Origin of the sequence: Promicromonospora sp. NPDC090134, from assembly GCF_044746965.1 — a bacterium.
In the GTDB taxonomy this organism is placed as follows: domain Bacteria; phylum Actinomycetota; class Actinomycetes; order Actinomycetales; family Cellulomonadaceae; genus Promicromonospora.
In genome coordinates this window covers 798,562-823,223 of record NZ_JBIVCZ010000001.1, presented here as the reverse complement: position 1 = coordinate 823,223, position 24,662 = coordinate 798,562, and the positions used below count along the sequence as shown (strand labels likewise).

Below are 24,662 nucleotides of genomic sequence, written 5' to 3'. Positions count from 1 at the left end.
GAGATAGGGCGGGGTGAGTCTCAGCAGGTCGCCTCGAACATCGGGACCAGCAGGTCGCTCAGGTCGTACAGCGCCTCCGGGTCCGCCGTGACGTTGCGCCCGGTCACGCCGAACGAGAGCTGCCGCTCCCCGTCGAGCGAGGTGAAGTTGACGCTCAGCGCGCCGAAGCTCGCGCCGTCGTGCCCGTACAGGTACTCGCCGGGCACGCACGGGTCGGGCAGGCGGTAGGTGCCCAGGCCGTACTCGATCCCCTCGGCGCTGCGCGGGGTCAGCATGTCGGTCACGGTCTCCGGCTCGACCAGCTTGCCGGTGACCAGGGCCTCGTTGAAGGCCGCGAGGTCCTTCGTCGTGCTGGTCACGGCGCCCGCCGCGCGGAACAGCGTCGGGTCGAAGTGCTCGACCGAGTACCAGCCCGCGCCGTCGGCGCCCGTGTACGCGGCGTCGTGCAGGAACGGCCCGCGCTTCTGCGGGCTCTCGGGGTAGTCGCTGCGGCGCATGCCGGCCGGCTCGAACACGCGCTCCTCCAGGAGCTCGTCGAGGTCGGTCCGGTTCACCTTCTCCAGCATCATGCCGAGCGTCACGAACCCGGCGTTGGAGTAGGAGAAGCCGGTGCCCGGCTCCAGCATCCAGGGCGCGGTGTGTGCCGCCCGGACGTGGTCGCCGTCCGAGTAGTGCTCGCCCAGCACCGCGAAGTACTCGTCGATGTCCGTCGGGTCCTGCATCTTGTCGAGAATCAGGTATTCCGACGCCGTCGGGGCGCCCGAGGTGTGGCTGAGCAGCTGCTCGATCGTCACGTCCCGCGGCAGGGCGCCGGGCAGCACGTCCTCGACGCTCGTGTCCAGCGTCCAGGTGCCCTTCTCGATCTCCTGCATCACCAGCGTCGCGATCATGGGCTTGGTGTTGCTCGCCACGCGGAACGGGTCGCTCGTGCGGGCGCGGGCGTGCCCGTCCAGCTCGCGGACGCCGTCCGCGCCCGACCAGGTGATGTCCGGCGTCTCGACGCGCGCGGTGACGGCGACGGCGCCGTCGTCCACCAGGCCGGCGACGGCCCGGTCGAGCTCGCGGCGGATGCCCGCGTCGGTGGTCAGCGCACGGGCGGCGGGGGCGGACGCGGCCTGGTCGGCCGCGTCCCGGACCTGGCGGGTCAGCGCCAGCGGGTCGTCGATCGCGGCCGCGGCGGACGGCGCCGCGCTCTCGTCGGGTTCCGCGGTCACCGCGGGCGTCGCGGGCACCGCGGTGGCGGACGCCGTCGTCGCCATGCCCGCGCCGGTGAGCGGCAGGGCTCCGGCGACCACCACGCTCAGGGCTGCCCTGACTCGGCGGTGTGCACTCATGGGGATGCTCCTTCGTCTCGGCACCCCGTCAGTCTGCTGGGGGCCGGACGGCGGACGGATCCCCCGCACGAAGGACATCCTGGACATCGCCTCCGCCCAGGGTGGGACCTCCCTGAGGAGGGCGGGCCGACCGGCCGGCCCGCCCTCCTCAGCCGATCTCAGCCCCGGCCCGGGATCGGCACCGTCGACCAGTCCGTGTCCGAGGCCAGGTAGAAGCTCGGGTACGAGGGCTGGTTGTACGTCGTCTGCTGCCGCGCCACCTCGACGCGGTACTGCGGGTCCTGCATGAGCGTGTACAGCGCGATGTCGCTGGGCTCGGTGGTGGTGAACAGCCGCAGCGCGGTCGAGTCCGTGGTGCGCACCAGCACCTCCTCGCGCCAGTCGCCGAGCACGTCGGCCACGAGCGACGGGTTGCCCTTGGTGCCGTTGTTGGTCAGCGTGCCGTCCAGGGTCGCGACCACGCCGCGCGACCAGTCGCGGATCGTCGGCGTCGCCGGGTCCGCGCCGTCCACGACCTGCGTGGTCCCGTCGCCGGCCCACCGCACGGACTGGTTGGTCCCCATGGTCGACGTCGCCACCTGCTCACCCGTGGCGCTCAGCGTGCCCGACCCGAGGGTGCCGTCCGGCATGGACGCCCACACCTCGATGCCCGGCACGTCCGGCAGCACGTCGCCGATCATCGAACGGCCGGTGTCCCGCCCGGAGTACTGCCCGAACAGCACCTCGCCGTCCTCGGCCGAACGCATCGCGGAGCCGTACGGCGCCCACGTGGCGCCCTCGTGCGCGGTCCAGATCTCCAGCCCCGGCCGCTCCGGGTCGATGTCGGTCACGTGCATGGCGTCGCCGTGGCCCAGCCCGGCGCGCGCCCCCGGGTTCGCGGAGCCCTCGGGCAGCGTTTCGAACGACGAGTACAGGAGCGAGCCGTCGTCGTCGAGCGTCGCGGACCCGTAGACGATCTCCTGCCGGCCGTCACCGTCGACGTCGGCCGCCGACAGCGAGTGGAAGCCCTGCGTGGTGATGCTCCCCCACTCGGGCGAGGTGCCGGGCACGCCGTGCGGGCTGTCGTTGAACGGGTTGGACATGGGCGTCCAGCCCGAGTCGGCGAGCCAGCGCCGCGTCAGGTGCCTGCCGTCCCAGTCGTACGCAGCGATGGTCGAGCGCGTGTAGTAGCCGCGCGCGAAGATCGCGCTGGCCTTGCCCTCGGACAGGTACGCGACCCCCGACAGGAAGCGGTCCACCCGGTTGCCGGGCTCGATGCGCGCCATCGCGTAGTCGCCCCAGCGGAGCCCGTCGTCGGTGCGCCCGGGCTCGTAGTCGACGGTCTCCAGCGCGCGCCCGCTGAGCCCGTCGAAGACGGTGAGGTACTCCGGACCGCTGATCACGAAGCCCTCGAACAGCCGGAGCTGGTTGCGCGTCGAGCGGGACGGCGCGTAGACGTCGACGAAGTGGTCGACGGCGGCGCGGGCGTCGGCGTCGGACAGCGGGTAGGTCCACCGCGTGTCGATGCCCCACGCCTCCTCCAGCGTGGCCGGCCACTGACCGGAGACGACCTCCGGGCGCGTGGACCAGCCACGGAACGTGTCCACGAGGTGCTCGTAGTAGTCCCCGGCGGACATCCGGTAGTCGTCCGTGTCGCGTACTCCGGCGGCGCGGTCGTCCTTGGCGATCGGCACGTAGCGCTGACCGGCCGGCTTCCCGTCCCGGTACGTGGTCACCCGGGTGCCGGGGGCGGTCTTGACCATGAGCTCGGCGCGGCCGTCGCCGTCGTAGTCGTAGACAGGGAACTGCGTGTAGTGCGCGCCCGCGCGGATGTTCACGCCCAGGTCGATGCGCCAGAGCTGCGTGCCGTCCAGCTCGTAGGCGTCGAGGTAGACGTTGCCCGTATAGCCCACCTGGGACACGTCCTTGGAGTTGGACGGGTCCCACTTCACGACGACCTCGTAGTCGCCGTCACCGTCGAGGTCCGCCACGGAGGCGTCGTTCGCGCGGTAGGTGTAGGCCTCGCCGGCGGGCGTGACGCCGTCGGCGGGCTTGTTCAGGGGGATGTCCAGGTGGCCGTCGCCCCACACGTCGGCCGACGCCGCCCGGCCCGCGTTCGGCCCGCTCAGCGGCACCACCCGGTACCGGGCGTCCACCGTGCCCGCGGCGTCGAGGTAGTTGGTCGCGCCCGTGACCGTCGCGACGCGACGCCCGTCGCGGTACACCGCGAAGCCCGGACCCTTCAGCCCGGCGTCGGTGTGGCCGGTGACCTCGGGCGCGAGCAGGCGCCAGCTCAGGAACACGCCCTCGCTGGTCGCGGCGGCCACGAGCCCGCGGCCCAGCTTCTCGGTGCCCGTGGTGCCCGACGTCGGACGCCCGCCCTTCGCGGCCGGGTCGCCCTGGGCGGTGGTCGCCTCGGCGGCCGGGACCGTGGTCAGGGTGCTGGCCGGGACGGCGGTCGAGGCGGTGGCCGCGAACGCCACGGCGCCCACCCCGCTCATGCCGAGGCTGAGTGCCGTCGCCAGCACGGCTCCGGTCCGGATGGTTCTCGGGATCATTGTCGAATTCCTCTCTGAATTCTCGATCTCACGAAGACGTGCGCACTTTCAGTCGACCGGGCGCGGCAGCGCGCGCCGGGTCTCGACGGCGACCGCCGCCAGGCTGAGCAGGCCACCCGTCACCACGACGAGCGGCGTCAACATCCACACGAGCACCACGCACATCACCAGCGCCGCCAGCAGCAGCGCCGAACCCACCAGATCGTCGCGGGAGCGGGCCGCCCCGCGCGCCAGCAGCCGCCACACGGTCCTGCTGCCGACGGTGCCCGGCCCGGTTCCGGTCTCCGCACCCGCCCCGACGTCGGCCCCGGGACCCGGCCCGGGCTCGCCGTCCGACCACGCCGCCGCGGTGCGCACGAGCACCACCGAGGCGCAGGCCGCGGCGGCCCACGTGACCCACCGGACGGCCGACGCGCCCGGCAGCGCGGCCGACGCCGTCAGCCCGGTGTTGACCGTCACCGCGACCGCGGCGACGAGCACCAGGACGCCCAGCACCCACAGCCCGCGCACGGCTGCCAGCCAGTCCCGCCAGAAGGACCGGACGGAGGTGTCGTACCCGCCGAGGTGTCGCCGCAGGTGCGCGGCCCCGGCGGCGAGCGCCGCCGGGGCGGTCACGACGGGCAGGCTGCCGGCGAGCACGAGCAGCCCGGTCAGCAGGGTCTCCCCCAGCAGGGGGAACCAGCCCTCACCGGCCGCGCGGCGTCCGCGGGCCGGCGGCGCGGCGGACCCGTCGGCCTGCTCCTGTGCGTTCACGGTGGTCAGCCCTTGAGGCCCTGCGTCGCGACGCCGTCCACCAGGTACCGCTGGAAGACCACGAAGAACAGCAGCACGGGCACCAGAGCGAGCACGGCCATGGCCATCTGCGCGCCGTAGTCGGAGACCGACGTCTGGTCCACGTAGAGCCGCAGCGCGATGGGCAGCGGGTACGTGTCGGGCCGCTTGAGGTAGAGCAGCGGGCCGAGGAAGTCGTTCCACGACCAGATGAAGGCGAAGATCGAGCTGGTGATCACCGCCGGCCGCATCAGCGGGAGCAGCACGAGCCGGAAGATGCCCCAGTGCCCGCAGCCGTCGATCCGCGCCGCCTCGTCGAGCTCGCGCGGCAGCCCCCGCAGGAACTGCACCATGAGAAAGACGAAGAACGCCTCCGTGGCCAGGAACTTGGGTGCCAGCAGCGGCACGAACGTGTTCACCAGGCCCATGGAGTTGAACAGGATGTACTGCGGGATGATCACCACGTGGAACGGCAGGAGCATCGTGCCGATCATCACCGCGAAGTACACGCCGCGGCCGGGAAAGCTGATCCGCGCGAACGCGTAGGCGGACACGGTGGCCGACAGGACGATGCCCACGACCGACCCGACCGCGAGGATCAGCGAGTTGAGCACGAACGTCCAGAACGAGACGCCGCCGATACCGCTCAGCGCCGACGTGTAGTTCTCCAGCGTCCACGTCTCGGGCCACACGTTCACGTTGCCGACGATGTCGCCGCTCGGCTTGAACGAGCTCATCACCATCCACACGCCGGGGTACAGGATCACCACGGCGACGGCGATCACGAGCACGTGGAACACGGCGGACCGCAGGCGCTTGCGCCGGGTCGCCGTCGTACTCGGCGAGCGCGTCGGGGCGGCGCTCGGGGCGGTTGTCGTCGCTGTCGTCATCGCACGTCTCCCGTGTAGTGGACCCAGGCACGCGAGGTGCGGAACAGGACGGCGGTGATGATGCCGACCACGAGCACGAGCACCCAGGCCATGGCCGAGGCGTACCCCATCCGGAACTCCGTGAAGCCCTTGAGGTAGAGGTAGAACGTGTAGAAGAGCGTCGAGTCGGCGGGACCGCCCGTGCCGCCCGAGATGATGAACGCGGAGCTGAACACCTGGAACGCACCGATCGTCTCGAGCAGCAGGTTGAAGAACAGCACGGGCGAGAGCATCGGCAGGGTCACGGAGACGAACCGGCGGATCGGCCCGGCGCCGTCGACGGCGGCCGCCTCGTGCAGCTCGGCCGGGATCTGCTTGAGCCCCGCCAGGAAGATCACCATAGGTGCGCCGAACTGCCACACGGCCAGCAGGATCATCATCGGCATGGTCATGCTCGGGTCGCCCACCCAGCCGCCGGCCGGCAGGCCGAAGAACTGCTGGACCTGGTCGGCGATGCCGTCGTCGATGAACATGGCGCGCCAGACGATCGCCACGGACACGCTGGCCCCGATGAGCGACGGCGCGTAGAACATCGAGCGGTAGGCGCCCTGGCCGCGGTGCTTGGCATTGAGCAGCAGGGCGACGGCGAGGGCCGCCGCGAGCTTGACCGGCACGCCCACGAGCACGTAGACCGCCGTCACCTGAGCGGACTTGAGGAACCGCGGGTCGGCGAACAGGGCGGTGAAGTTGTCGATGCCGACGAACGTCGGGGCCCGGAAGAGGTTGTAGTCGGTGAACGCGAGGTACAGCGACATCAGCATGGGGCCGGCCGTCAGCAGCACGAACCCGAGGAGCCACGGGGACAGGAACGCGTACCCGGCCTTCACGTCGGACCGGTCGCGCCGCGGCTTGCCGCCGCCCCGCGCGGGGGACGACGACGTCGCCGTCCCCCGCACGCCGCCGCGCCCGGCCGAGCGCCCGCGCTCGGTGGTGGTCGCGGACATGGTCAGGACCCGCCGAGGTTCGATTCGGCGCTCTGGAACCACTGGTCGGCGAACTCCTCCGGCGTGATGTTGCCGTAGGACAGCTCCTCGCCCAGCCGCTTGAACTCGGCCTCGACCACGCCGTAGCCCTCGACGGGCAGCGGGGTGTCCTCCGTGACGCGCTCGGCGACGTGCTCCTCGTAGCCGACGATCTTGCTGTCGATCGAGCCCTCCTCGACCTCCATGGCGTCGCGCTGGGCCGCCACGGCGGGCACGCCCTTCGAGGTGCCGAAGATCTTGCCCACCTCGGGGTCGTTCACGAGGAAGTCGATGAGCGCGGCAGCGGCGTCCGGCTCCTGTGTCGTCGCCGACGACGAGAGCAGCATCGACGGCTTCCAGAACTGCGCCGAGCCGTCGGCGCCGGTCGGCACCGGGAGCAGGTCGAGGTTCTCGCTGCCCGCGCCGGCCGAGTAGCCGGCCAGCATGTTGTCCCAGGTCATCTCGGTAGCGGCCTGGCCCACCTGCATGCCCGTCAGGGGCTCGACCTGCTTGGCCCGCTCGACGGGGAAGAACACGCCGTCGTCGCGCAACGGCTGGGTACGCTCGGCCCACGCGACGAGGTCGGCCTTGTCGAAGGCCGGCATGCCGTCGTCGCCGAACGCCGTCTTGCCCTGCTGGACCAGCCACTGGATGAACAGCCACAGCGTGCCGGTGTAGTCGGTACCGCCGTAGATCTGCGGGTCGTGGTCCGCGCCCGCGGCGCTGACCTCACGGAGCCAGGCGTCGTACTCGTCCCAGGTCAGGCCCTCCTCGGGCGGCTCGATGCCGAGCTCTTCCAGGAGGTCGTCGTGGTGGAACATGCCGAGGGTGTTGGTGCTGGTCGGGATGCCGTACTGGCCGTCGTTGACCGAGCCGGAGGCGAGCACCGTCTCGTCGAAGTCGTCGGTCTGCAGGTTCACGCCGAGCTGGTTCGACAGGTCCAGCAGCTGGTTGTTCGACGCGTACTGGTGGATGTACGCGAGGTCCATCTGGAACACGTCCGGCAGGGTCTGGCCAGCGGCCTCGGTGCTGCGAGCGGTCCAGTAGTCGTCCCAGGCCTGGAACTGCGTCTGGACGTCGATGTTGGGGTGCTCCTCCTCGAAGAGCGCCACCGCCTCCTCGTACCGGGCCGCGCGGTCGTCGTCCCCCCACCAGACGAGGGACAGCTCGATGTCCCGGTCGGTGGCTACCGGCGCTGCCTCGGCCGAGGCGGTCGTACCGCCGCCGCAGGCCGAGAGGGCCAGGGCCGAAGCCGCTGCGAGGGCCGTGACCTGGACGGCCGCCGTCCTTGTGGTGGTGCGTGTGCGGACCACGTGAGCCTCCTTGCTCTGTGTGCTGCTGGTGGCCGGCTGCATCCTCGACCGCCGACTGAATCGATACAATACCGCTCCGGGAAGCGTTGTCCAGAGCCCCAGGTCAGGAATTCGTAACGAACTGCATCGTTGGAGGGCGGGCCGCTACCGGAGCGGTGGGCGCCCTCCCCGGGGCCGGGTTGCTGAGTGCCGAGGGGGCGGGACTGCGGTCCCACAGGGCACGGGCGTTCGCCGAGGGCACCGCCGGGCAGCCGAACGTAGGAGTTGTCGGCGCATGAGCTCCCATGAGCCGACCAGGCCTACGTTCGACGGCGCGCACCCAGCCGACGTCGGGCAGCACGACACTGGCCGCGTGCGGTGGTCAGCGCCAACCGCTGCCCTGCGGCGAGCGCAGAGTTGGTGGCGTTCTCAGCGCGGATTCCGCAACCAACCCCGCGGCCACGGGTCGACACGCCGTTGCCGCCACCCTGCCGCCCCCCTGCCGCCGGCCGGGGCCACATCGGGCCGGTCGAACGTAGGAGCAGTCGGCTCATGAGAGCTCATAGCGCGACCCTGCCTACGTTCGACGCCGGGCGGCCAGCAGCCGGGCAGCCGACGCCGGGCGGACGGGCGGCTGCCAGCCAGGCGGCGTCGGGCAGCAGGGCGCCCGGCGCCGCGCCGCAAGGCCGGTCAGCTCGCGGCGGGTATCGGTGCCGCCGTGTCCTTCAGCGGGGCCCAGCTCGGGCCCGTGCCGCGCATGGACTCGTGGAACGGGTCGCCCGGGCCGATCTCGCCCGCCCGCACGATGCTGCCCGTGAACGCCGACCGGTAGATCGCGGCGACGAGCTCCAACGTGCCGCGCGCGTCGGCCGCGGTGACCGGCGGCGCCTCGCCCGCGGCGAACGCGCGGTACGTCGGCACGAACTGGGCGAGGTGCCCCGACGGCAGCGCCTCGGGGTCCGGTTGCCACAGCTGGGCGACGTCGTCCCGGCCCACGGCGGGCGTGAACGTCCAGTCCGCGTCGGTGTAGCCGTACAGGTGCGACAGCTCGATCGTCGCCGCCTCGGTGTCGAACCGCAGGTCAGAGGTCTCCCGCGGGGACAGCAGGGAGTTGGTGATCGTCGCCATCGCGCCGCTCGCGAAGCGGACGATCGCCATCGAGACATCCTCGGCGTCGACGTGCCGGGCGAGGCGGCCGGCCATGGCCGTTACCTCGGACCACGGCCCGAGCGTCGCCAGCAGCAGGTCGAACTGGTGGATGCCGTGGCCCATCGTCGGCCCGCCGCCCTCGGTGTCCCACCGGCCGCGCCACGGCACCTCGAAGTACGCCGGCGCCCGGAACCACAGGGTGTCGCACGTGGCGACCAGCGGTCGGCCGAGGGCGCCGTCGTCCAGCAGGCGGCGCAGCTGCTGCGCACCGTGCCCGAACCGGTGCTGCACGACCTGCGTGAACGACGCCGTCGAGGCAGCCTCGGCCGCCGCGATGCGGTCGATCTCCGCGAGGGACAGCGTGGCGGGCTTCTCGACCACCACGTGCACGCCCGCCTCGAGCGCCGCCACCGCGACGTCGGCGTGCACACCCGGCGGCGTGCACACGTGCAGCACGTCCGTCTCGCCCAGTACGCCCTCCAGCGAGGTCCCGTACCCGGCGACGTCGTGCTCGCGGGCGAACTCCTCCGCCCGCGCCGCGTCGATGTCGACGGCGTGCACCAGGGTCGCGTCCACGCCGTGCGCCGGCAGGGCCGCGATCGCTCGTGCGTGGGCTCCGGCGATGGCACCTGTGCCCAGGATCGTGACTCTCATCGTGCTCCGTCCTCGTCGACGCGTGTGATCGATCACTCTATCGGGTCGACGCGACACCGCCGCGTCGATCCGCAGGAACCCTACCCGCGACGACCACGGATGGAAAGGGCTTTCCCACCCGCGATGGCCGAGCTGCTCAAGCGAGGCGATAGCGAAGGTCGGCCCCGATCCCCCGAGGAGAGTGCGCTTCTACCCAGCGATCGGGCCCAGAACCAGGCTCGATCCGGGCCGAATCGCTGGGTAGAAGCGCACCTTCGGCCGACGCCGCGGCATCGACGGCATCGACGACATCAGCGCCGCGACGCCGCGACGCCGCGGCCCGGTACCGCGTCAGCCCACCACGGCCTCGAGCTCGGCGGCCACCGTGTCGACGTAGCTCTCCGGCGTCCCCGCGGGCAGCAGCCCCGGCAGCGCGAGCAGCGCCCGGAGGTCCTCCTCGGCGCCGGCCAGCCCCGCGACGTCACCCAGCCCGTCCGAGCCGCCCGGCACCTCGGCGGCCCCGACCAGCGCCTCGAGCTCCGCGGCCCGCGGGTCGTCGACGCCCTCGCCGGAGTTCGTCCGGCGTCGGACGAACTCGGCCCACGCCGCCAGGCCGAACGCCACCCCGTGCGGCTCCCGCCCCGCGGCGAGCGAGTCCCCGAGCACACCGCCCCAGCGGAACGGGATCTTCTGGGTGCCGTCCATCGCCACCTGGGCCGTGGTGTGCCCCGTGTGCGGGTTCGCGAAGCGGGACAGGATCTGCTCGCCGTACTGCCGCAGGTCCAGTCCCTCGGGTGCGGTGAGGGTCGGCAGCGCGTCCTCGAAGAGGTACTGCCGCGCCCGCTCGGCGATCACCGGGTCGGTCACGCCGCCCGCGATCGTCGAGTGCCCCGCGAGCCAGCCCGAATACGCGACCAGCGAGTGCGTCCCGTTGAGCAGCCGCAGCTTGGCCTGCTCGAACGGCGCGACGTCCTTGGTCAGCGTGGCGCCGGCCGCCTCCCAGGCGGGGCGCGGCCCGGCGAACCGGTCCTCGATCACCCACTGCGCGAACGGCTCGCCCACCACGAGGCCCTCGTCCCGCACGCCGAGCGTCCGCTCCACCTGGTCGCGCTGCTCCGGGGTGGTCGCCGGCACGATCCGGTCGACCATGGAGCACGGGAACGTGACGCTCGCGTCGAGGAACGCACGCAGGGTGTCGCCCTCGGGCCCGGGCAGGGCCGCGTCCGCGGCCTCCCGCACCAGACGTTCGAGCACCCGGCCGTTGTCGACCATGTTGTCGCAGGTCAGCACGGTAATGGGTGCGCCGGAGGCGGCGCGCTGGGCGAGCCCGCGCACCAGCAGCCCGATGGCCGACGCCGCCGGCCGCACCGCCGCGCCCGCCGCCCCGGCCGCGACCACCGCGGCCAGTGCCGCGAGGTCCCCGGCCACCGCCTCGGTGTCCAGCGACCCGTCAGGCCGCCGGGCGTAGCCCTTCTCCGTGATCGTCAGCGTGACCACGTGGGTCGACGGCGCCGCGAGCGCCGCCAGCACGCGCTCGGTCTCCTCGGCGGGGTAGGCGACGTCGACCACCGACCCGACGAGCTCGACCGAGGACTCCTGCTCCCCCGCGGTGAGCACCGAGTACACGCCGCCCTGGGGGCGGAGCTGGTCGCGCACGGTCGCGGACCGCTGGGTGACGCCCAGGATGCCCCACGTGGTGTCGCCCGTCGCGATCGCGGCGCGCTCCGTGTACACGGCCTGGTGCGCCCGGTGGAACGCGCCGATGCCGAGGTGGACGATCCCCACCGCCGTCGGCATCACGGGTGCGTCGATGCCGCCCGGGAGGTGGTCCCGGTGCAGGCGGTCCTCAGTCATCGCGTGTCTCCTTAACCTGTGCCACGAGCTGCGTCGGGTTCACGAACCGCAGCGCCACCACGAGCATGACGAGCATCGTCGCGGTGTAGATCACCGACAGGGCCGAGATGAGCTGTCTCGCCTCACCACCGCCGGCTGCCGTCATGCCACGGTAGATGGCGACGACGAGTGTGTCCGAACCAGGGCCCGACACGAGGAAGGTCAGCTCGAAGAGGCCGACGGTCCGCACGAGCACCAGGATGGCCGCCGCGAGGATACCCGGCACGAGCAGCGGGGCCAGGATCCGCGTGAACACCTGCCAGGTCCGGGCCCCGCACATCCGGGCGGCCGACTCGATGGCGGGGTTGATCTGCTCGATGAACGGCGTCATCGTCAGGATCACGAACGGCACGGACGGCACGAGGTTGACCAGCACGACGGCGGTCAGCGTGCGGCCCAGCCCGAACGAGTACATGACGGTGGCGAGCGGGATGCCGTAGGTGATGGGCGGCATGAGCACCGGCAGCAGGAACAGCAGCATGACGGCGCGCTTGCCCGGGAAGTCGCGGCGGGCCAGCGCGTAGGCGGCGGGCACGCCCACCAGCACCGAGATGACGACGACGAGCACGGCGACGCCGACGGTCACGCCGACCACCTCGCCCAGGGCGAACCGGTCCCAGGCCTCGACGTAGCGCTCGGTGGTCAGGCCGTCGGGCAGCCAGGTGTCGAACCACTGCTTGCCGAACGAGTCGACCACGACGGCGACGAGGATCCCGAGCAGGAACACCCCGAACGCCGTCATGCCCGCCCAGACGAACCAGGTGGACGGTCGCGCGGCGAGCGGCCGCTCCAGCGTGGACGTGGCCATCAGCCCTTCCCTCCCGTGGTCCCGCGGTACAGCAGCGAGCGCAGGCCCAGCACGGCGACGACGACGAGCAGCTCGACGGCGCCCATCATCAGCGCGATGGTGGACGCCATGGCGTAGTCGTTCTGCTCGCCGAATGCCCGGAACGCCATGAGGGACATGACCCGGGTCTCGCCCATGGCGTCACCGACCAGCCGGGCCGACGGGAACACCGAGAAGGCGAGCACGAACGTCAGGATGAACGTCGTGGCCAGCCCTGGTGCGAGCAGCGGCAGGACGATCCGCCGGAACCGCTGCCACCAGCCGGCGCCGAGGGTCTTCGCGGCCTGCTCCAGCGACGGGTCGATGCCCGACAGGTACGACGAGATGAGCAGGAACGCGAACGGGAAGCCGGTGATGACCAGGGAGAACATGACGCCCAGGTAGTTGTTCACCAGCTTGAGCGGCTCGTCGATCAGGCCGATCTCCAGCAGCGTCCGGTTGATCCAGCCCTGCCGCCCCGCGAAGATCAGCAGCCCCTGCGCGGTGAGCACCGTGCCCAGGGTGATCGGCAGCACCAGCAGCGACGTCAGCAGCCGCTTGCCGCGGAACCGGTGCCGCAGCACCATCGCCACCGGGACCGACGCCAGCACGTTGAACAGGGCGGCGGGCAGGGCGAGGCGCATCGTGAGCCACACGGAGTCGAACACGAACGGGTCGCGGAAGAAGGCGACGTAGTTGGCGAGGATGCCGCCGCCCCACTGCTCCTGCATCGCCGCCGTGGGCTGGATCGTGAGCCCGATCCCGTACGAGAACGGGTACACGAACAGCGCGACGGCGATCACGAGCCCCGGCAGGAGCAGGAGCAGCGCCGGGTCCACGCCCCGTTCGGCCAGGCGGTGCCGCAGGCTCGCGGTCGCACGCCCGGGACGCTGCCCGACGCCGCTCATGGCGCGCCTCCGTCCCGTGCGGCGCTCACGCCGCCACCTCCTGCCGCACGACGGCGGCGTCCAGCGACTCCGGGAACACCAGCATGCGCTCGACGGGGGCGGTCAGCGTGACGGCCCCGCCGACGTCGGGCGCCGTCGTCGCGCGGGCGTGCAGCATGGTCTCGCCGGCCTGCACCCCGACGGCGAACTCCCGCCCGTGGTACTCGACCACCGAGACGGAGCCGGGGATCGACCCCGCCGTGCCCGACCCGGCCACGGAGAAGTCCTCCGGGCGCACCGCCACCCGCACGCGGTCCCCCGCGGCCAGGGCGCCGACCGCGCGGCCCGTGAGCCGGACGCCGCCGCCGGCCGGGCCCGCTGAACCTGCCGGACCCGCCGATCCACCCGCGCCCGGCAGCTCCACCACCACCTCGCCCCCGGACGCCGAGACGACGGTCGCGGGCAGGATGTTCCGGTACCCCATGAAGTCGGCGACGTACCAGCTCGTCGGGCTCTCGTAGAGCTCGTCGGGCGTGCCCACCTGCTGCACTCGGCCCTCGCGCATGACGACCAGGCGGTCGGCCAGCGACAGCGCCTCCTCCTGGTCGTGCGTCACGTAGATCGTCGTGAGCCCGAGGGACTGGTGCAGGCGCCGGATCTCGGTGCGCATGTCGAGCCGGAGCTTGGCGTCGAGGTTCGACAGCGGCTCGTCCATGAGCACGAGCGACGGTTCGAGCACCACGGCGCGCGCGATGGCGACCCGCTGCTGCTGCCCGCCCGAGAGCTGGCCGGGCAGCTTGCGGGCGTGCTCCCCGAGCTTGACCAGGTCGATCGCCGCGCGTACCCGCGAGCCGATCTCGGCCCGCGGCACGCCCTGCATCTGCAGCCCGAACGCGACGTTCTTCTCCACGCTGAGGTGCGGGAACAGCGCGTACGACTGGAAGACCATGCCGAACCCGCGCCGCTCCGGCGGCAGGGTGTCGATGCGCCTGCCGTCCAGCCGGATCTCGCCGTGCGTGAGCGGCAGCAGGCCGGCCAGGCAGTTCAGCGCCGTCGACTTGCCGCAGCCCGACGGCCCGAGCAGGGCGACGAACTCGCCCGCCCTGATCGTCAGGTCCAGCCCGGCCAGCGCGTCCACCCCGCCGAAGCGGCGGCCGACGCCCCGCAGCTCCAGGGACTCGAAGTCGCTCACCCTTCCTCTTCCTCCACCTTGCCGCCGCCGACCTCGCGGTCCCAGATGTCGAACGCCGTGACCATGGAGTCGGCGTCGAGCGGGGTCACGGCGTCCTGCGACTCGATGAGCTCGTCGAACAGGGGCCGGCCGAACTCCTCGATCACGTCCTGCGACTCCTGCGGCGCGAGGTCGAGCGTCGCGCCCTCGATCGCGGGGCCCGGGTAGAAGTAGCCGGCGTCGTACGCCTTGGCGTTCTGCTCGGGGGTGAGCATGTCCTGCAGCAGGAGCAGGATCGCGCTGATCTTGTCGGCGCTCTGCCCCTTCGGGATCGCGGCGTAGTGCGCGTCGGTGACCCACGTGAAGTCGTCGAACGCGGCGGCCTCCAGCGTGTTCGGGAGCTGTCCCTCGGCGCGCGGCGCGATGTCCCAGCCGGTGGTGGTCGGGATCATCGACCAGGTGCCGTCGGCCATGTTGGTCACGACCTGGCCGGTGCCCGTGGGGTAGGTGTCGACGTACTGGCCCAGCTCCTCGAGGTACGCCCAGGTCTTGTCCCAGCCGTTCTCGGGGTCCTTCGGGTCCTTGTCGCCCAGGATGTACGGCAGACCCATAAGGAACGTGCGGCCCGGGCCGGAGTTCGCGGGGCGCGCGTACCCGAACTTGCCGGGGTTGGCCTTGGCCCACTCCAGCAGCTCCTCGGGCGTGGCGGGCGGGGTGCCGACCACCTCGGGGTCGTACTGGAGCAGCGGACCGGACGGGTAGTACGTCGTGACCACGCCGTAGCCCTCGGCGAGCTCCTGCATGTTCGCGGCGGGCTCCAGGTAGTTCTCCTGGTTGGTCAGCCGGTCGCCGTAGTCGTCCACGACCGGGATCCACAGGTCCTGGCTGATGCCGGCCGCGAGCCCGTCGTTCCCGGTGAACACGACGTCGATGGACAGGTTGCCGCTGTCCACCTGCGGCTTGACGATGCCCGTGACGTCGGGCGCGCCGCCCGTCTCCCAGGTCACCGACTCGATGACGTCCGGGTTGTTCTCGACGAACTCGTCGACCATGCCCTCCGTGAGCCGCTGGTTGCCCGCGACGTCGAGGATGTTCAGGGTGACCGGCTCCGACGGCGTCTCGGGGACGTCGGCCGCGTCGGTGACGGCGCCCCCGCTCTCGCCTCCGGGCGGGGCGGGCGGGGCACAGGCGGTCAGCAGGGTCAGTGCGGCGACGCCGACGAGCGCCGCCGCCTTCTTCGAGGTGCGCATGGTGCTTCCTCTCTCTCGGGCTCCTTCGCCCAGGGTTCGTCTGCCGGGACGGGCGTCAGTTGACCGTCCCGGCGGGAGCGGGTCCGGAGGACCCGCGGATCGTGAGCTCCACGGGGAGCTGGACGCTCGCCGGCGTGCTGCCGCCGCGCAGGCGCGCGAGCAGCAGGTCGACGGCGCGCCGGCCCAGGCGGGCCAGCGGGGCGTGCACGGTGGTCAGCGCGGGCGAGACCAGCGTGGCGAGCTGGACGTCGTCGAACCCCACCACGGACATCCGGCCCGGCACGTCGATCCCGCGCTCGCGCAGCCGGCTCAGGATGCCGAGCGCCATCAGGTCGTTGAACGCGACGACGGCCGTGACGCCGCTCGCCACCGCGTGGTCGGCCGCCCGGGTGCCGCCCGCGAAGTACGGCTGGAAGGTGCCCAGCCGCACCAGGTCGAGGTCCCAGCGGGCGGCGGCGTCGACCAGCCCGGCGAGCCGGCGTCTCCCGGACCAGGACGACGGCGGGCCCGCGGCCACGCCCACGGACCGGTGCCCGAGCGCGTGCAGGTGCCCGAGGATCTGGGCGACGCCGTCGGCGTCGTCCACCGCCACGAACGGGATCCCCTGCGCCTCGCCGTCGCCCTCGCCCGCGCCCGCGCCCTCGGAACCGGCGACCGCCGGCAGCTCCCGGCTGGCCAGCACCGCGGTCACCCCCACGAGCGCGGCACGCAGCTCCGCCTCGCCCGACCGCGGCGAGGCCACGAGCAGCCCGTCGGTCCGGGCGGCGAGCGCCCCGATGAGCTCGGGCTCGACGTCGGGGTCCTCGTCCGAGTCGGCGACGAAGACCTCGTAGCCCTCGGCGCGGGCACGGGCCTGGACGCTCTTGGTCACGGACGCGAAGTACGGGTTCTCCAGGTCGGGGACCAGCAGGCCGACGGCGTGCGTGCGGCCCATCCGCAGACCGCTCGCCGCGACGTTGGGCCGATAGCCGAGCTCGGCGGCGGCCCGGGTCACGCGGTCGCGGGTCGCGGGTGCCACCCGCTCGGGGGCGGTCAGGGCGCGCGACACGGTGGAGATCGAGACCCCGGCGGCGCGCGCGACGTCGTGCACCGTGACCATGCCACCTCCTGGGGGATTCGCGACACTGCGAACGTTTGCACCTATCGTAGGGTTTGACTGCAAACGTTCGCAACGCCCTATTCATTACCTTCGGACAGCGCCTCACGTTCGTCTCGAGGCAGGGCAGTGCCTACGATGTGGAAGCGCTTACCCGAACCGGCAACGATGCCCGCAGGAGGACACTGTGACCGACACCTGGACGCTGCACCCCGATCGGGCCCTGCCCGCCGACCCCGTGACGCGGCCGATCGCCCGCGAGATCTACGCGGCGGTCCGGGACCTCCCGATCGTGTCGATGCACGGCCACGTCGACGTCGCCGCCTTCGCGGACGACGAGCCGTTCCCCGACCCCGCCCAGCTCCTCGTGGTGCCGGACCATTACCTGACGCGCATGCTCGTGTCGCAGGGCGCCACGCTCCCCGAGCTGGGCGTCGGCCCCGCCGGGGCGCCCGGGTTCGAGGCCGACCCGCGCGAGATCTTCCGCCGGTTCTGCGCGGGCTGGAAGCACTTCCGCGGCACGCCCACGCGGTACTGGACAGAGCACGAGCTCGTCGAGATCTTCGGCGTGACGGTGCGGCCCTCGGCGGAGACGGCCGACCAGGTCTACGACCAGATCGCGGAGCGGCTCGCCGACCCCGGCTTCCGCCCCCGCGCGCTCCTGGACCGGTTCGGCATCGAGGTCATCGCCACCACGGACCCGGCCTGGAGCACGCTCGACGAGCACGCCCGCCTCGCCGCCGAGCTGCCCGGCCGCGTGCTGCCGACCTTCCGGCCCGACCCGCTGCTGCACCCCGCCCGCTCGACGTGGCGGGGCGACCTGGAGCGGCTGGCGACGGCGACCGGCATCGCCACCGACACGTACGCCGGGTACCTGGCCGCGCTCCGTGAGCGCCGCGCCGCGTTCGTCGCGGCGGGCGGCCTGGCCACGGACCACGGCCACTTCAGCGCGGACACCACCCCGCTGCCCGACGACGTGGCGCGCACCCTCTTCGAGAAGGCCCTCGCGGCCGAGCCGGCCGCGCAGGGCACGGCGCTCTCCACCGCCGAGGAGGCGGCGTTCTCCGCGCACATGCTGTTCCAGATGGCCGCGATGTCGGCCGAGGACGGGCTGGTCATGCAGTTCCACCCGGGCGTGCTGCGCGACCACGACCCCGCCGTCGCCGCGGCCTTCGGGCCCGACAAGGGGTACGACATCCCCGTGGCCACCGAGTTCGCGCACGGCCTGCGGCCGGTGCTGGAGGCGTTCGGCAACTCGCAGAGCTTCCGGATGATCGCGTTCACCATCGACGAGGACGTGTACTCGCGCGAGCTCGCGCCGCTGGCGGGCGTGTACCCGGCCCTGCGGCTCGGTGCGCCCTGGTGGTTCCTCGACGCGCCCGACGCGATGCGCCGGTTCCGCGAGGCCGCGACGGAGACGGCCGGGTTCTCGAACATGTCGGGCTTCGTGGACGACACCCGCGCGTTCTGCTCGATCCCCGCGCGGCACGACCTGGCCCGCCGGGTCGACGCCGGCTACCTCGCCCGGCTGGTGGCGGAGCACCGCCTCGACCTGGACGAGGCCGTGGACACCGCCGCCGACCTGGCCTATCACCTGCCGAAGGCGGCGTACGCGGCCCGCTGAGCCGGGCGCGCCGACGATCCTCCTCGAGACCCGGGTTTCTCCGCTTTGAGGCGCCTCAAAGCGGAGAAACCTAGGCTTCGAGGAGGAGGCCCGGTCGCGGCGTTTTCACGGACCGGACAGAACGGCCGCCTCGGGTGGACCCGGGCGCCGTCGCTGAGGCAGAGTTCCAGTAGACCCCCATATATCCGCACATCAACCTCTAAGACGGATGGGACACCCCGTGACCGCTGACTCCCCGCGCCCGATCACCGACCACACCTCCCACCCGGCTTGGCTGCCCGACGACGCGTTCGCCGCGATCGGCAGCCGCCGGGTGGTGGTGGCCGGCGACGGCGCGCTCGCCGGCACCGTCGCCGAGGAGGTCGCCGCGGCGACCTCCCGGTTCGGCGGCGCGTTCTCCCGCCTCGAGGTGGGAGACGGCGTGGCCGACGCCGAGCTGGTGCTCACGCTGACGCCCCCGGACGCGGGCGGCGGCGCGAGCGCGGTCGCCGCCGTGGACGCCCCGGGCACGGACGAGAGCTTCCGGCTCACGCGGGAGGCGGGCGCCGTCGTCGTGCAGGCCGCGTGCGACGCCGGGCTGCTGCACGGGCTGTTCCACGTGGTGCGCCTGGGCGAGGCCGCGTTCGACGGGCCGGACGTCGACGAGACCCATGCCCCCGCCACCGACCTCCGGATGCTCGACCACTGGGACAACGTGGACGTGCACCCCGTGATGGGGCAGGTCGAACGGGGCTACTCGGGCGGCTCGATCTTCTACGACAACGGTTTCGTGCACGCCGACCTGTCTCGGGTCGAGCGATACGCGCGGCTGCTGGCCGCCGTCGGGATCAACCGTGTGGCGATCAACAACGTCAACGTGCACGCGCGCGAGGCGCGCCTGCTCACGGAGGACCTGGGCGACGTCGTCCGGGTGGCCGCCGTGTTCCGGCGGTGGGGCATCCGGGTGCACCTGTCGGTGTCGTTCGCGTCGCCCATCACGCTCGGCGGCCTGCCCACCTCGGACCCGCTCGACCAGGGCGTCGCCCACTGGTGGGTGCGCGCGGCCGCACGGGTCTGGGACGCGATCCCGGACTTCGGCGGCTTCGTGGTCAAGGCGGACTCCGAGGGTCAGCCCGGGCCGTTCGCCTACGGGCGCACGCACGCCGACGGCGCGAACATGCTCGCCGCGGCGGTCGAGCCGTACGACGGACTGATCCACTGGCGCGCGTTCGTCTACGACCACCGGCAGGACTGGCGCGACCGGTCGACCGACCGCGCCCGCGCCGCCTACGACCACTTCCACCCGCTGGACGGGGCGTTCTCGGACAACGTGGTGCTGCAGGTCAAGTACGGGCCGCTGGACTTCCAGGTGCGCGAGCCCCTGTCCCCCGTGCTGGCCGCGATGCCGCACACACGGGTGGCGCTGGAGCTGCAGATCACCCAGGAGTACACCGGCCAGCAGCGGCACGCCGTGTACCTCGGCCCGCAGTGGAGCCAGATCCTCGGGTTCCGGTTCTGGGACCCGGCCGGCCGCGAGGGCGGCTCGCCCACCGTGGCGGACCTCGCCACGGGCCGGGCCAAGGCCGTCGAGGACCCGGGCACGGGCACCTGGCGCAAGCCGGCGGGCGGGTTCGCCGCCGTCTCCAACGTGGGCGACGACGAGTTCTGGACGGGCCACCCGTTCGCGCAGGCCAACCTCTATGCGTACGGGCGGCTGTGCTGGGACCCGACGCTCGACCCGGCCGCCGTGCTCGACGAGTGGGCGGGCCTCACGTTCCCGGGTGCGCCGGACGCCGTCCGGCAGGCCCTGCACGCCGTGCTGGACCGGTCGTGGGAGACGTACGAGCAGTACACCGCGCCGCTCGGGGTGGGCTTCATGGTGCGCCCCGGCCACCACTACGGGCCCGACGTCGACGGCTACGAGTACACCCCGTGGGGCACGTACCACTTCGCGGACCGGGACGGCATCGGCGTGGACCGCACGGTCCGGACCGGCACGGGCTACGCGGGCCAGTACCCGGGGCCGTGGTCGGCAGCCTTCGAGTCGCCGTCGACCTGCCCCGACGAGCTGCTGCTGTTCTTCCACCACGTGCCGTACACGCACGTGCTGCACAGCGGCAAGACCGTGGTGCAGCACGTCTACGACACCCACTTCGAGGGCGTGGCCCGGGTGGAGGCGATGATCGAGGCGTGGTCCGCGGTGTCGGGGCACGTGGAGCCGCGCGTCTCGGAGCGGGTCTCCGAACGGCTCGCCGAGCAGCTCCGCAGCGCCACCGAGTGGCGGGACCAGGTGAACACCTACTTCCTCCGGAAGTCCGGCATTCCAGACGAAAGAGGACGCACCATCTTCTGAGCGGGTGATCTCTGGCCGCGCTTCGGTAACAGGGACAACGGTAGGACCGGGGACTTCGTCCCCAGGTGTGTAGATCGAACCCCTTCACACCTGGTGGTCACCCATGTCCGACGCCGCCCCGCCGGCCCCGCCCGCACCCGCCCCCACGACGACCCGGCAGCACCTCACCGAGGTCCACGGCCTGCGCGGGCTCGCGCTCCTGCTCGTGGTGCTGTTCCACCTCTTCGGCGCCGGCCGGGTCTCCGGGGGCGTGGACGTCTTCCTGGTGATCTCCGGGTTCCTGGTGACCGGCTCGCTCGTGCGGCGTGCCGAGTCGCGCACCCTCCGGCTCGGGGCGGTGTACGCGCGGAACGCGGCGCGCCTGGCGCCGTCGGCCCTCGTGGTGCTGGGGGCCGTCGCGCTCGCCGCGTGGACGCTGCTGCCCGCCGCGCGCTGGCTCGACGTGTGGCGCCAGGTGGTCGCGTCGGCACTGTACGTGGAGAACTGGGACCTGATCTCGAACGAGCTGGCCTACGGCGCCGCGGGCCCGGCGGCCAGCCCGCTCCAGCACTTCTGGTCGCTCTCCGTGCAGGGACAGTTCCTGCTGGCCTGGCCGGTGGTCGTGCTCGCGGCGGCCTGGCTGTGCCGGCGCGCGGGCGTCCTGGTCCGACGGCGGCTCGCCATCGCCGTCGCCGTCGGGTCGGCCGCGTCGTTCGCGGGCGCCCTCTACCTCACCGAGGTGCTGCAGCCGGTGGCCTACTTCCACACCGCCACCCGGTTCTGGGAGCTCGGCCTGGGCGCGCTGCTCGCGCTCGTCCCGCTGCACGGCGCCGCGCGGCTGCGCACCGCGGGCGCGTGGGTCGGCCTCGGCCTCGTGCTCTCGTCCGGCTTCCTGCTCGACGGCGGCACGCTCTTTCCCGGCGTCTGGACGCTCTGGCCGGTGACGGGGGCGCTGCTGGTGCTCGCGGGCGCGGGCACGCCGGCCTCGTGGGGCCCGCGGCGGGTCCTCGACCTGGCGCCGCTCCGGTTCCTGGCGGGCATCTCGTACGAGCTGTACCTGTGGCACTGGCCGGTGCTCATCTTCTACCTGGCCGTCCGGGGCTTCCCGGCCGTCGGCTGGCGGGGGGCCACGCTGGTGCTGGCCGTGTCCGTGGTGCTGGCCTGGGCCACGCGGCAGGTGGTCGCCCGGCCCGTGGGCCTCGTGGTGCCGCGCGCGCTGACGCTGCGCCGGTCCGTCGCCGCCCTGGTGGCCGCCGGCGCCGCCACCGCGCTCGTCGTCGTGCCGACGGCGGCCGCGAGCATCGGCGTCGAGACGCGGGAGGCGGCCGAGCTGGAGCAGCTCGAACACCTCGGCACCGAGTACGCGGGGGCCGGGGCGCTGCGCCCGCAGGGGACGTCGGGCAGGCTCGCCGCGCCTGCCGACCCCACGGCGCCGTCCGGCACGACGACCGGTGCGGCGCCCGACCGGGCGCCCGTGCAGCCCGCCCCCGAGGTCGCGAAGCACGACCTGCCCTCGACCGACCACGACCCGCGTTGCATCCAGGAGCACGGCGACGGGCCGGGGTTCGACGAGGTGCGGGTGTGCACCCTCCACGACCCGGACCACCCCGCCCGGACGGTGCTCGTGGCGGGCGGCTCGCACACGTACCAGTGGGCGCCGGCCCTCACCGAGCTCGGCGAGCAGAACGGGTGGCGCGTGCTGCTGGCGGGCAAGGGACAGTGCCGCGTGCGGCTGGAGGCGGCGCCCACCGACGACTGCGCGCGCTGGAGCGCCAACCTGCTGGCCGAGGCCGTCGAGCTGGACCCGGACGCGGTGTTCGTGACCGGCACGCACACGTACGAGGACGCGCCCGAGGTGGTGCTCCCCGCCGAGGTGGCGGCCTGGCAGCAGCTCGACGCCGCGAGCATCCCCGTGGTCACGATCCGCGACAACCCGCGGTTCGAGTGGAGCCCGCCGAACTGCGTGTCGTCGCACGGCCGCGACGCCGCGCGGTGCGTGCTGGACCGGTCCGAGGTGTTCGCGGAGCGCAACCCGGTGCCGACGTACCCCGGCATGCCCGCGAGCGCCGCGCACGTCGACCTGTCGGACCTGATCTGCGAGCCCGAGAAGTGCCCGCCCGTGATCGGGAACGTGCTGGTCTACCGGGACGGCTCCCACCTGTCGGCCACGTACGTAGGCACGCTCACGGCGGCGCTCGACGACGCGGTGCGGCGGGAGGCGCCGTGGTTGTACTGAGCCGGGGCGGCCCGGCGGAGGCCGGGCGTGCCGGGGGCTAGCGCGGCGTGTAGCGGGTGTGGCTGTACGTTCCCTTGCCGAAGGCCAGCACCTTGGTCGGCTGGACCGCGAACACGAGGGCGGTCCCGCCGATGTCGTTGGTGAAGGCCTCGTCGCCCACCTCGTACTGCCACTGCCCGGTCCACTTGGTGCGCCACGCCTCGGCGAGCTTCTCCAGCGTCCGCTGGTCGGTGACGCGCCGCGCCGGGCCCTCGACCATGACGTCCAGCCCCTTGTTCCAGGTGCTGTCGCCGGTGGTCAGCACCACGTTCGGGTTGGCCTCCAGGTTGACGGCCTTCTGCTCCTCGGGGCCGGTGCAGAAGTGCAGCGCGCCCTCCAGCCAGACGGCGACGAGCGGCGTGACGTGCGGGCGGCCGTCGGCGCGCACGGTGGTCAGCCAGGTGAGCTGGGCGTTCTCGAGCACCCCCTGCGTCTCCTCCCACGCGGTCGGCTGCACGCCGGGGTCGCTGAACCGTGCGTCGAGCTCGGTCACGGGGTTGTCCATGAGGCTTCTCCTTCTGACGACGTCGGAAAGTGCTCTGCGACGAGCCGGTCGATCTCGCCGGCGGTGCTCCAGCCCGGGCTGAACCGGTTCCGCATCACGGCGGCCGCGACGCCGGTGTCGATGTCGGCCCAGACCCCGGAGCCGTTCGCGCCGAACATACCGAAGGCCGAGCCCGGGCGGGAGGGGACGCCGCCCGGGCGCGACGGGGCGAACCCGAACGCCCACGTCGAGGGCACGTCCATCACGGCGTCGCGCCCCTCGAACGCGGGCCGCGCCAGCTCCGTCAACCGGGCCGGCGACACGAGGGCGGCGTCGCCGTACCCGAGCAGACCCGCGAACACGCGGGCCGCGCCGCGGGCCGACATGGTGCCCCCGGAGGGGATGTCGCTCGTGAGCACGTCGCGCCGGTTCGCGAACGCGGCGTCGGGCCGCATGCCGGGCGGGAGCGCGCGGTCGGCGGGCGAGCCGGGTTCCGGCCAGGACGGCGGCCCGGGCGCCGGCTCCTGCCGCGCGACGCGCCCCAGCAGTGCCGGGGGCACGCCGAAGTGCACGTCGTCCTCGACGCCGAGCGGTCGTGTGACGGCCTCGTGGAGCCACCACGACAGCCTGCGCCCGGTGGCCCGGCGCACCGTCTCGCCGAGCAGGAAGCCGAAGGTCTGGGCGTGGTACCCGAACCCGGTGCCCGGCTCCCACCAGGGCTCCTCGTCGGCGAGCAGCCGGCACATCCGGTCCCAGTCGCACAGGTCCCCGACCGTCGTCGTGTACGGCGGGGCGGGCACGCCCACCGAGTGCATCAGCACGTGCCGCAGCGTCGCGCCGCCCTTGCCGTGCGCCGCGAACTCGGGCCAGACGTCGGCGATCCGCAGGTCGTAGTCCAGCTCACCGCGCTCCACCAGCACGTGTGCGACGGCGGAGGCGATCCCCTTGGCCGTCGACGCCGCGAAGAACAGGGTGTCGGGGGTGACGGCCGCTCCCCGTCGGGCGTCGGCCTGGCCGCCCACGACGTCCGCGACGAGCTCGCCCCGGTGGACGACCGCCACCTGGAGGCCGACCTCCCCGCCGTCGGCCACGAGGCGGTCGACCGCCTCCTGGACGCGGCCCTGCAGGTCGCGCGCGGTGCCATCACCCATGCCAGTTCCGACCGGCCGGGCCGGGAAAAGTCATCGGCGCCGGGCGCCCGGGCGTGCGATGGTCAGGCCGCAGGAACCTCTCACCAG

The 24,662-nt window shown here is 72.9% G+C and carries 18 protein-coding genes; 3 read left to right on the top strand and 15 right to left on the bottom strand.

What is annotated here, in order from left to right:
• Positions 1–20 precede the first annotated feature (20 nt).
• The 13 genes from ACIPN7_RS03570 to ACIPN7_RS03510 all read right to left on the bottom strand — a co-directional run bounded on the left by ACIPN7_RS03570 (position 21) and on the right by ACIPN7_RS03510 (position 16,733).
• Positions 21–1,334 carry a serine hydrolase domain-containing protein gene (locus ACIPN7_RS03570; protein ID WP_400538041.1) on the bottom strand — a complete coding sequence of 438 codons (1,314 nt, stop codon included), beginning with the start codon at positions 1,332–1,334 and terminating at the stop codon, positions 21–23.
• 158 nt (positions 1,335–1,492) lie between these two features.
• Positions 1,493–3,871, bottom strand: coding sequence for a rhamnogalacturonan lyase (locus tag ACIPN7_RS03565; protein WP_400538039.1), 2,379 nt, complete (start codon positions 3,869–3,871; stop codon positions 1,493–1,495).
• 48 nt (positions 3,872–3,919) lie between these two features.
• Positions 3,920–4,624 (bottom strand): hypothetical protein, encoded by a 705-nt coding sequence (locus ACIPN7_RS03560; RefSeq protein WP_400538037.1) that lies wholly within the window; start codon positions 4,622–4,624, stop codon positions 3,920–3,922.
• A 5-nt stretch (positions 4,625–4,629) separates the two neighbouring features.
• Positions 4,630–5,532, bottom strand: coding sequence for a carbohydrate ABC transporter permease (locus tag ACIPN7_RS03555; protein WP_400538035.1), 903 nt, complete (start codon positions 5,530–5,532; stop codon positions 4,630–4,632).
• A complete protein-coding gene (locus ACIPN7_RS03550; RefSeq protein WP_400538033.1) occupies positions 5,529–6,515 on the bottom strand; it encodes a carbohydrate ABC transporter permease in 987 nt (328 codons plus the stop codon). Before ACIPN7_RS03550 ends, ACIPN7_RS03555 begins: the two co-directional genes overlap by 4 nt.
• A 2-nt stretch (positions 6,516–6,517) precedes the next feature.
• On the bottom strand, positions 6,518–7,846 hold the full coding sequence (locus ACIPN7_RS03545; RefSeq protein ID WP_400538031.1) for an ABC transporter substrate-binding protein: 1,329 nt from the start codon (positions 7,844–7,846) through the stop codon (positions 6,518–6,520).
• A gap of 669 nt (positions 7,847–8,515) precedes the next feature.
• On the bottom strand, positions 8,516–9,628 hold the full coding sequence (locus tag ACIPN7_RS03540; protein WP_400538029.1) for a Gfo/Idh/MocA family protein: 1,113 nt from the start codon (positions 9,626–9,628) through the stop codon (positions 8,516–8,518).
• A 330-nt stretch (positions 9,629–9,958) separates the two neighbouring features.
• Positions 9,959–11,461: a mannitol dehydrogenase family protein gene (locus ACIPN7_RS03535; RefSeq protein WP_400538027.1), complete on the bottom strand. Its 1,503-nt coding sequence runs from the start codon at positions 11,459–11,461 to the stop codon at positions 9,959–9,961.
• On the bottom strand, positions 11,454–12,308 hold the full coding sequence (locus tag ACIPN7_RS03530) for an ABC transporter permease (RefSeq protein ID WP_400538025.1): 855 nt from the start codon (positions 12,306–12,308) through the stop codon (positions 11,454–11,456). The genes ACIPN7_RS03535 and ACIPN7_RS03530 overlap by 8 nt, the downstream gene beginning before the upstream one ends.
• Positions 12,308–13,234 carry an ABC transporter permease gene (locus tag ACIPN7_RS03525; protein ID WP_400538023.1) on the bottom strand — a complete coding sequence of 309 codons (927 nt, stop codon included), beginning with the start codon at positions 13,232–13,234 and terminating at the stop codon, positions 12,308–12,310. The genes ACIPN7_RS03530 and ACIPN7_RS03525 overlap by 1 nt, the downstream gene beginning before the upstream one ends.
• Positions 13,235–13,259: 25 nt before the next feature.
• Positions 13,260–14,405 carry an ABC transporter ATP-binding protein gene (locus ACIPN7_RS03520; protein ID WP_400538021.1) on the bottom strand — a complete coding sequence of 382 codons (1,146 nt, stop codon included), beginning with the start codon at positions 14,403–14,405 and terminating at the stop codon, positions 13,260–13,262.
• The gene (locus ACIPN7_RS03515) at positions 14,402–15,634 is read right to left on the bottom strand and encodes an extracellular solute-binding protein (protein ID WP_400538019.1); all 1,233 of its coding nucleotides are present in this window, start codon (positions 15,632–15,634) and stop codon (positions 14,402–14,404) included. Before ACIPN7_RS03515 ends, ACIPN7_RS03520 begins: the two co-directional genes overlap by 4 nt.
• 55 nt (positions 15,635–15,689) lie before the next feature.
• Positions 15,690–16,733, bottom strand: a complete 1,044-nt coding sequence (locus ACIPN7_RS03510; RefSeq protein WP_400538017.1) for a LacI family DNA-binding transcriptional regulator — start codon at positions 16,731–16,733, stop codon at positions 15,690–15,692.
• Positions 16,734–16,917: 184 nt separating this feature from the next.
• Between ACIPN7_RS03510 and uxaC the strand changes: the two genes are divergently transcribed.
• From uxaC to ACIPN7_RS03495, 3 genes are all read left to right on the top strand, one after another.
• Positions 16,918–18,354 carry a glucuronate isomerase gene (uxaC, locus tag ACIPN7_RS03505; protein ID WP_400538015.1) on the top strand — a complete coding sequence of 479 codons (1,437 nt, stop codon included), beginning with the start codon at positions 16,918–16,920 and terminating at the stop codon, positions 18,352–18,354.
• Between the two features lie 220 nt (positions 18,355–18,574).
• Positions 18,575–20,686 (top strand): alpha-glucuronidase, encoded by a 2,112-nt coding sequence (locus ACIPN7_RS03500; RefSeq protein ID WP_400538013.1) that lies wholly within the window; start codon positions 18,575–18,577, stop codon positions 20,684–20,686.
• A gap of 103 nt (positions 20,687–20,789) precedes the next feature.
• Entirely contained in the window at positions 20,790–22,901 is a 2,112-nt protein-coding gene (locus ACIPN7_RS03495; protein ID WP_400538011.1) for an acyltransferase family protein, read from the top strand.
• A gap of 37 nt (positions 22,902–22,938) precedes the next feature.
• Here the strand turns inward: ACIPN7_RS03495 and ACIPN7_RS03490 are convergent, their stop codons facing one another.
• Together ACIPN7_RS03490 and ACIPN7_RS03485 are read right to left on the bottom strand one after the other, a co-directional pair.
• Positions 22,939–23,445 carry a pyridoxamine 5'-phosphate oxidase family protein gene (locus ACIPN7_RS03490; RefSeq protein ID WP_400538009.1) on the bottom strand — a complete coding sequence of 169 codons (507 nt, stop codon included), beginning with the start codon at positions 23,443–23,445 and terminating at the stop codon, positions 22,939–22,941.
• Complete coding sequence (locus ACIPN7_RS03485) at positions 23,430–24,575, bottom strand: serine hydrolase domain-containing protein (protein ID WP_400538007.1); 1,146 nt, start codon at positions 24,573–24,575, stop codon at positions 23,430–23,432. Before ACIPN7_RS03485 ends, ACIPN7_RS03490 begins: the two co-directional genes overlap by 16 nt.
• Positions 24,576–24,662 lie beyond the last annotated feature (87 nt).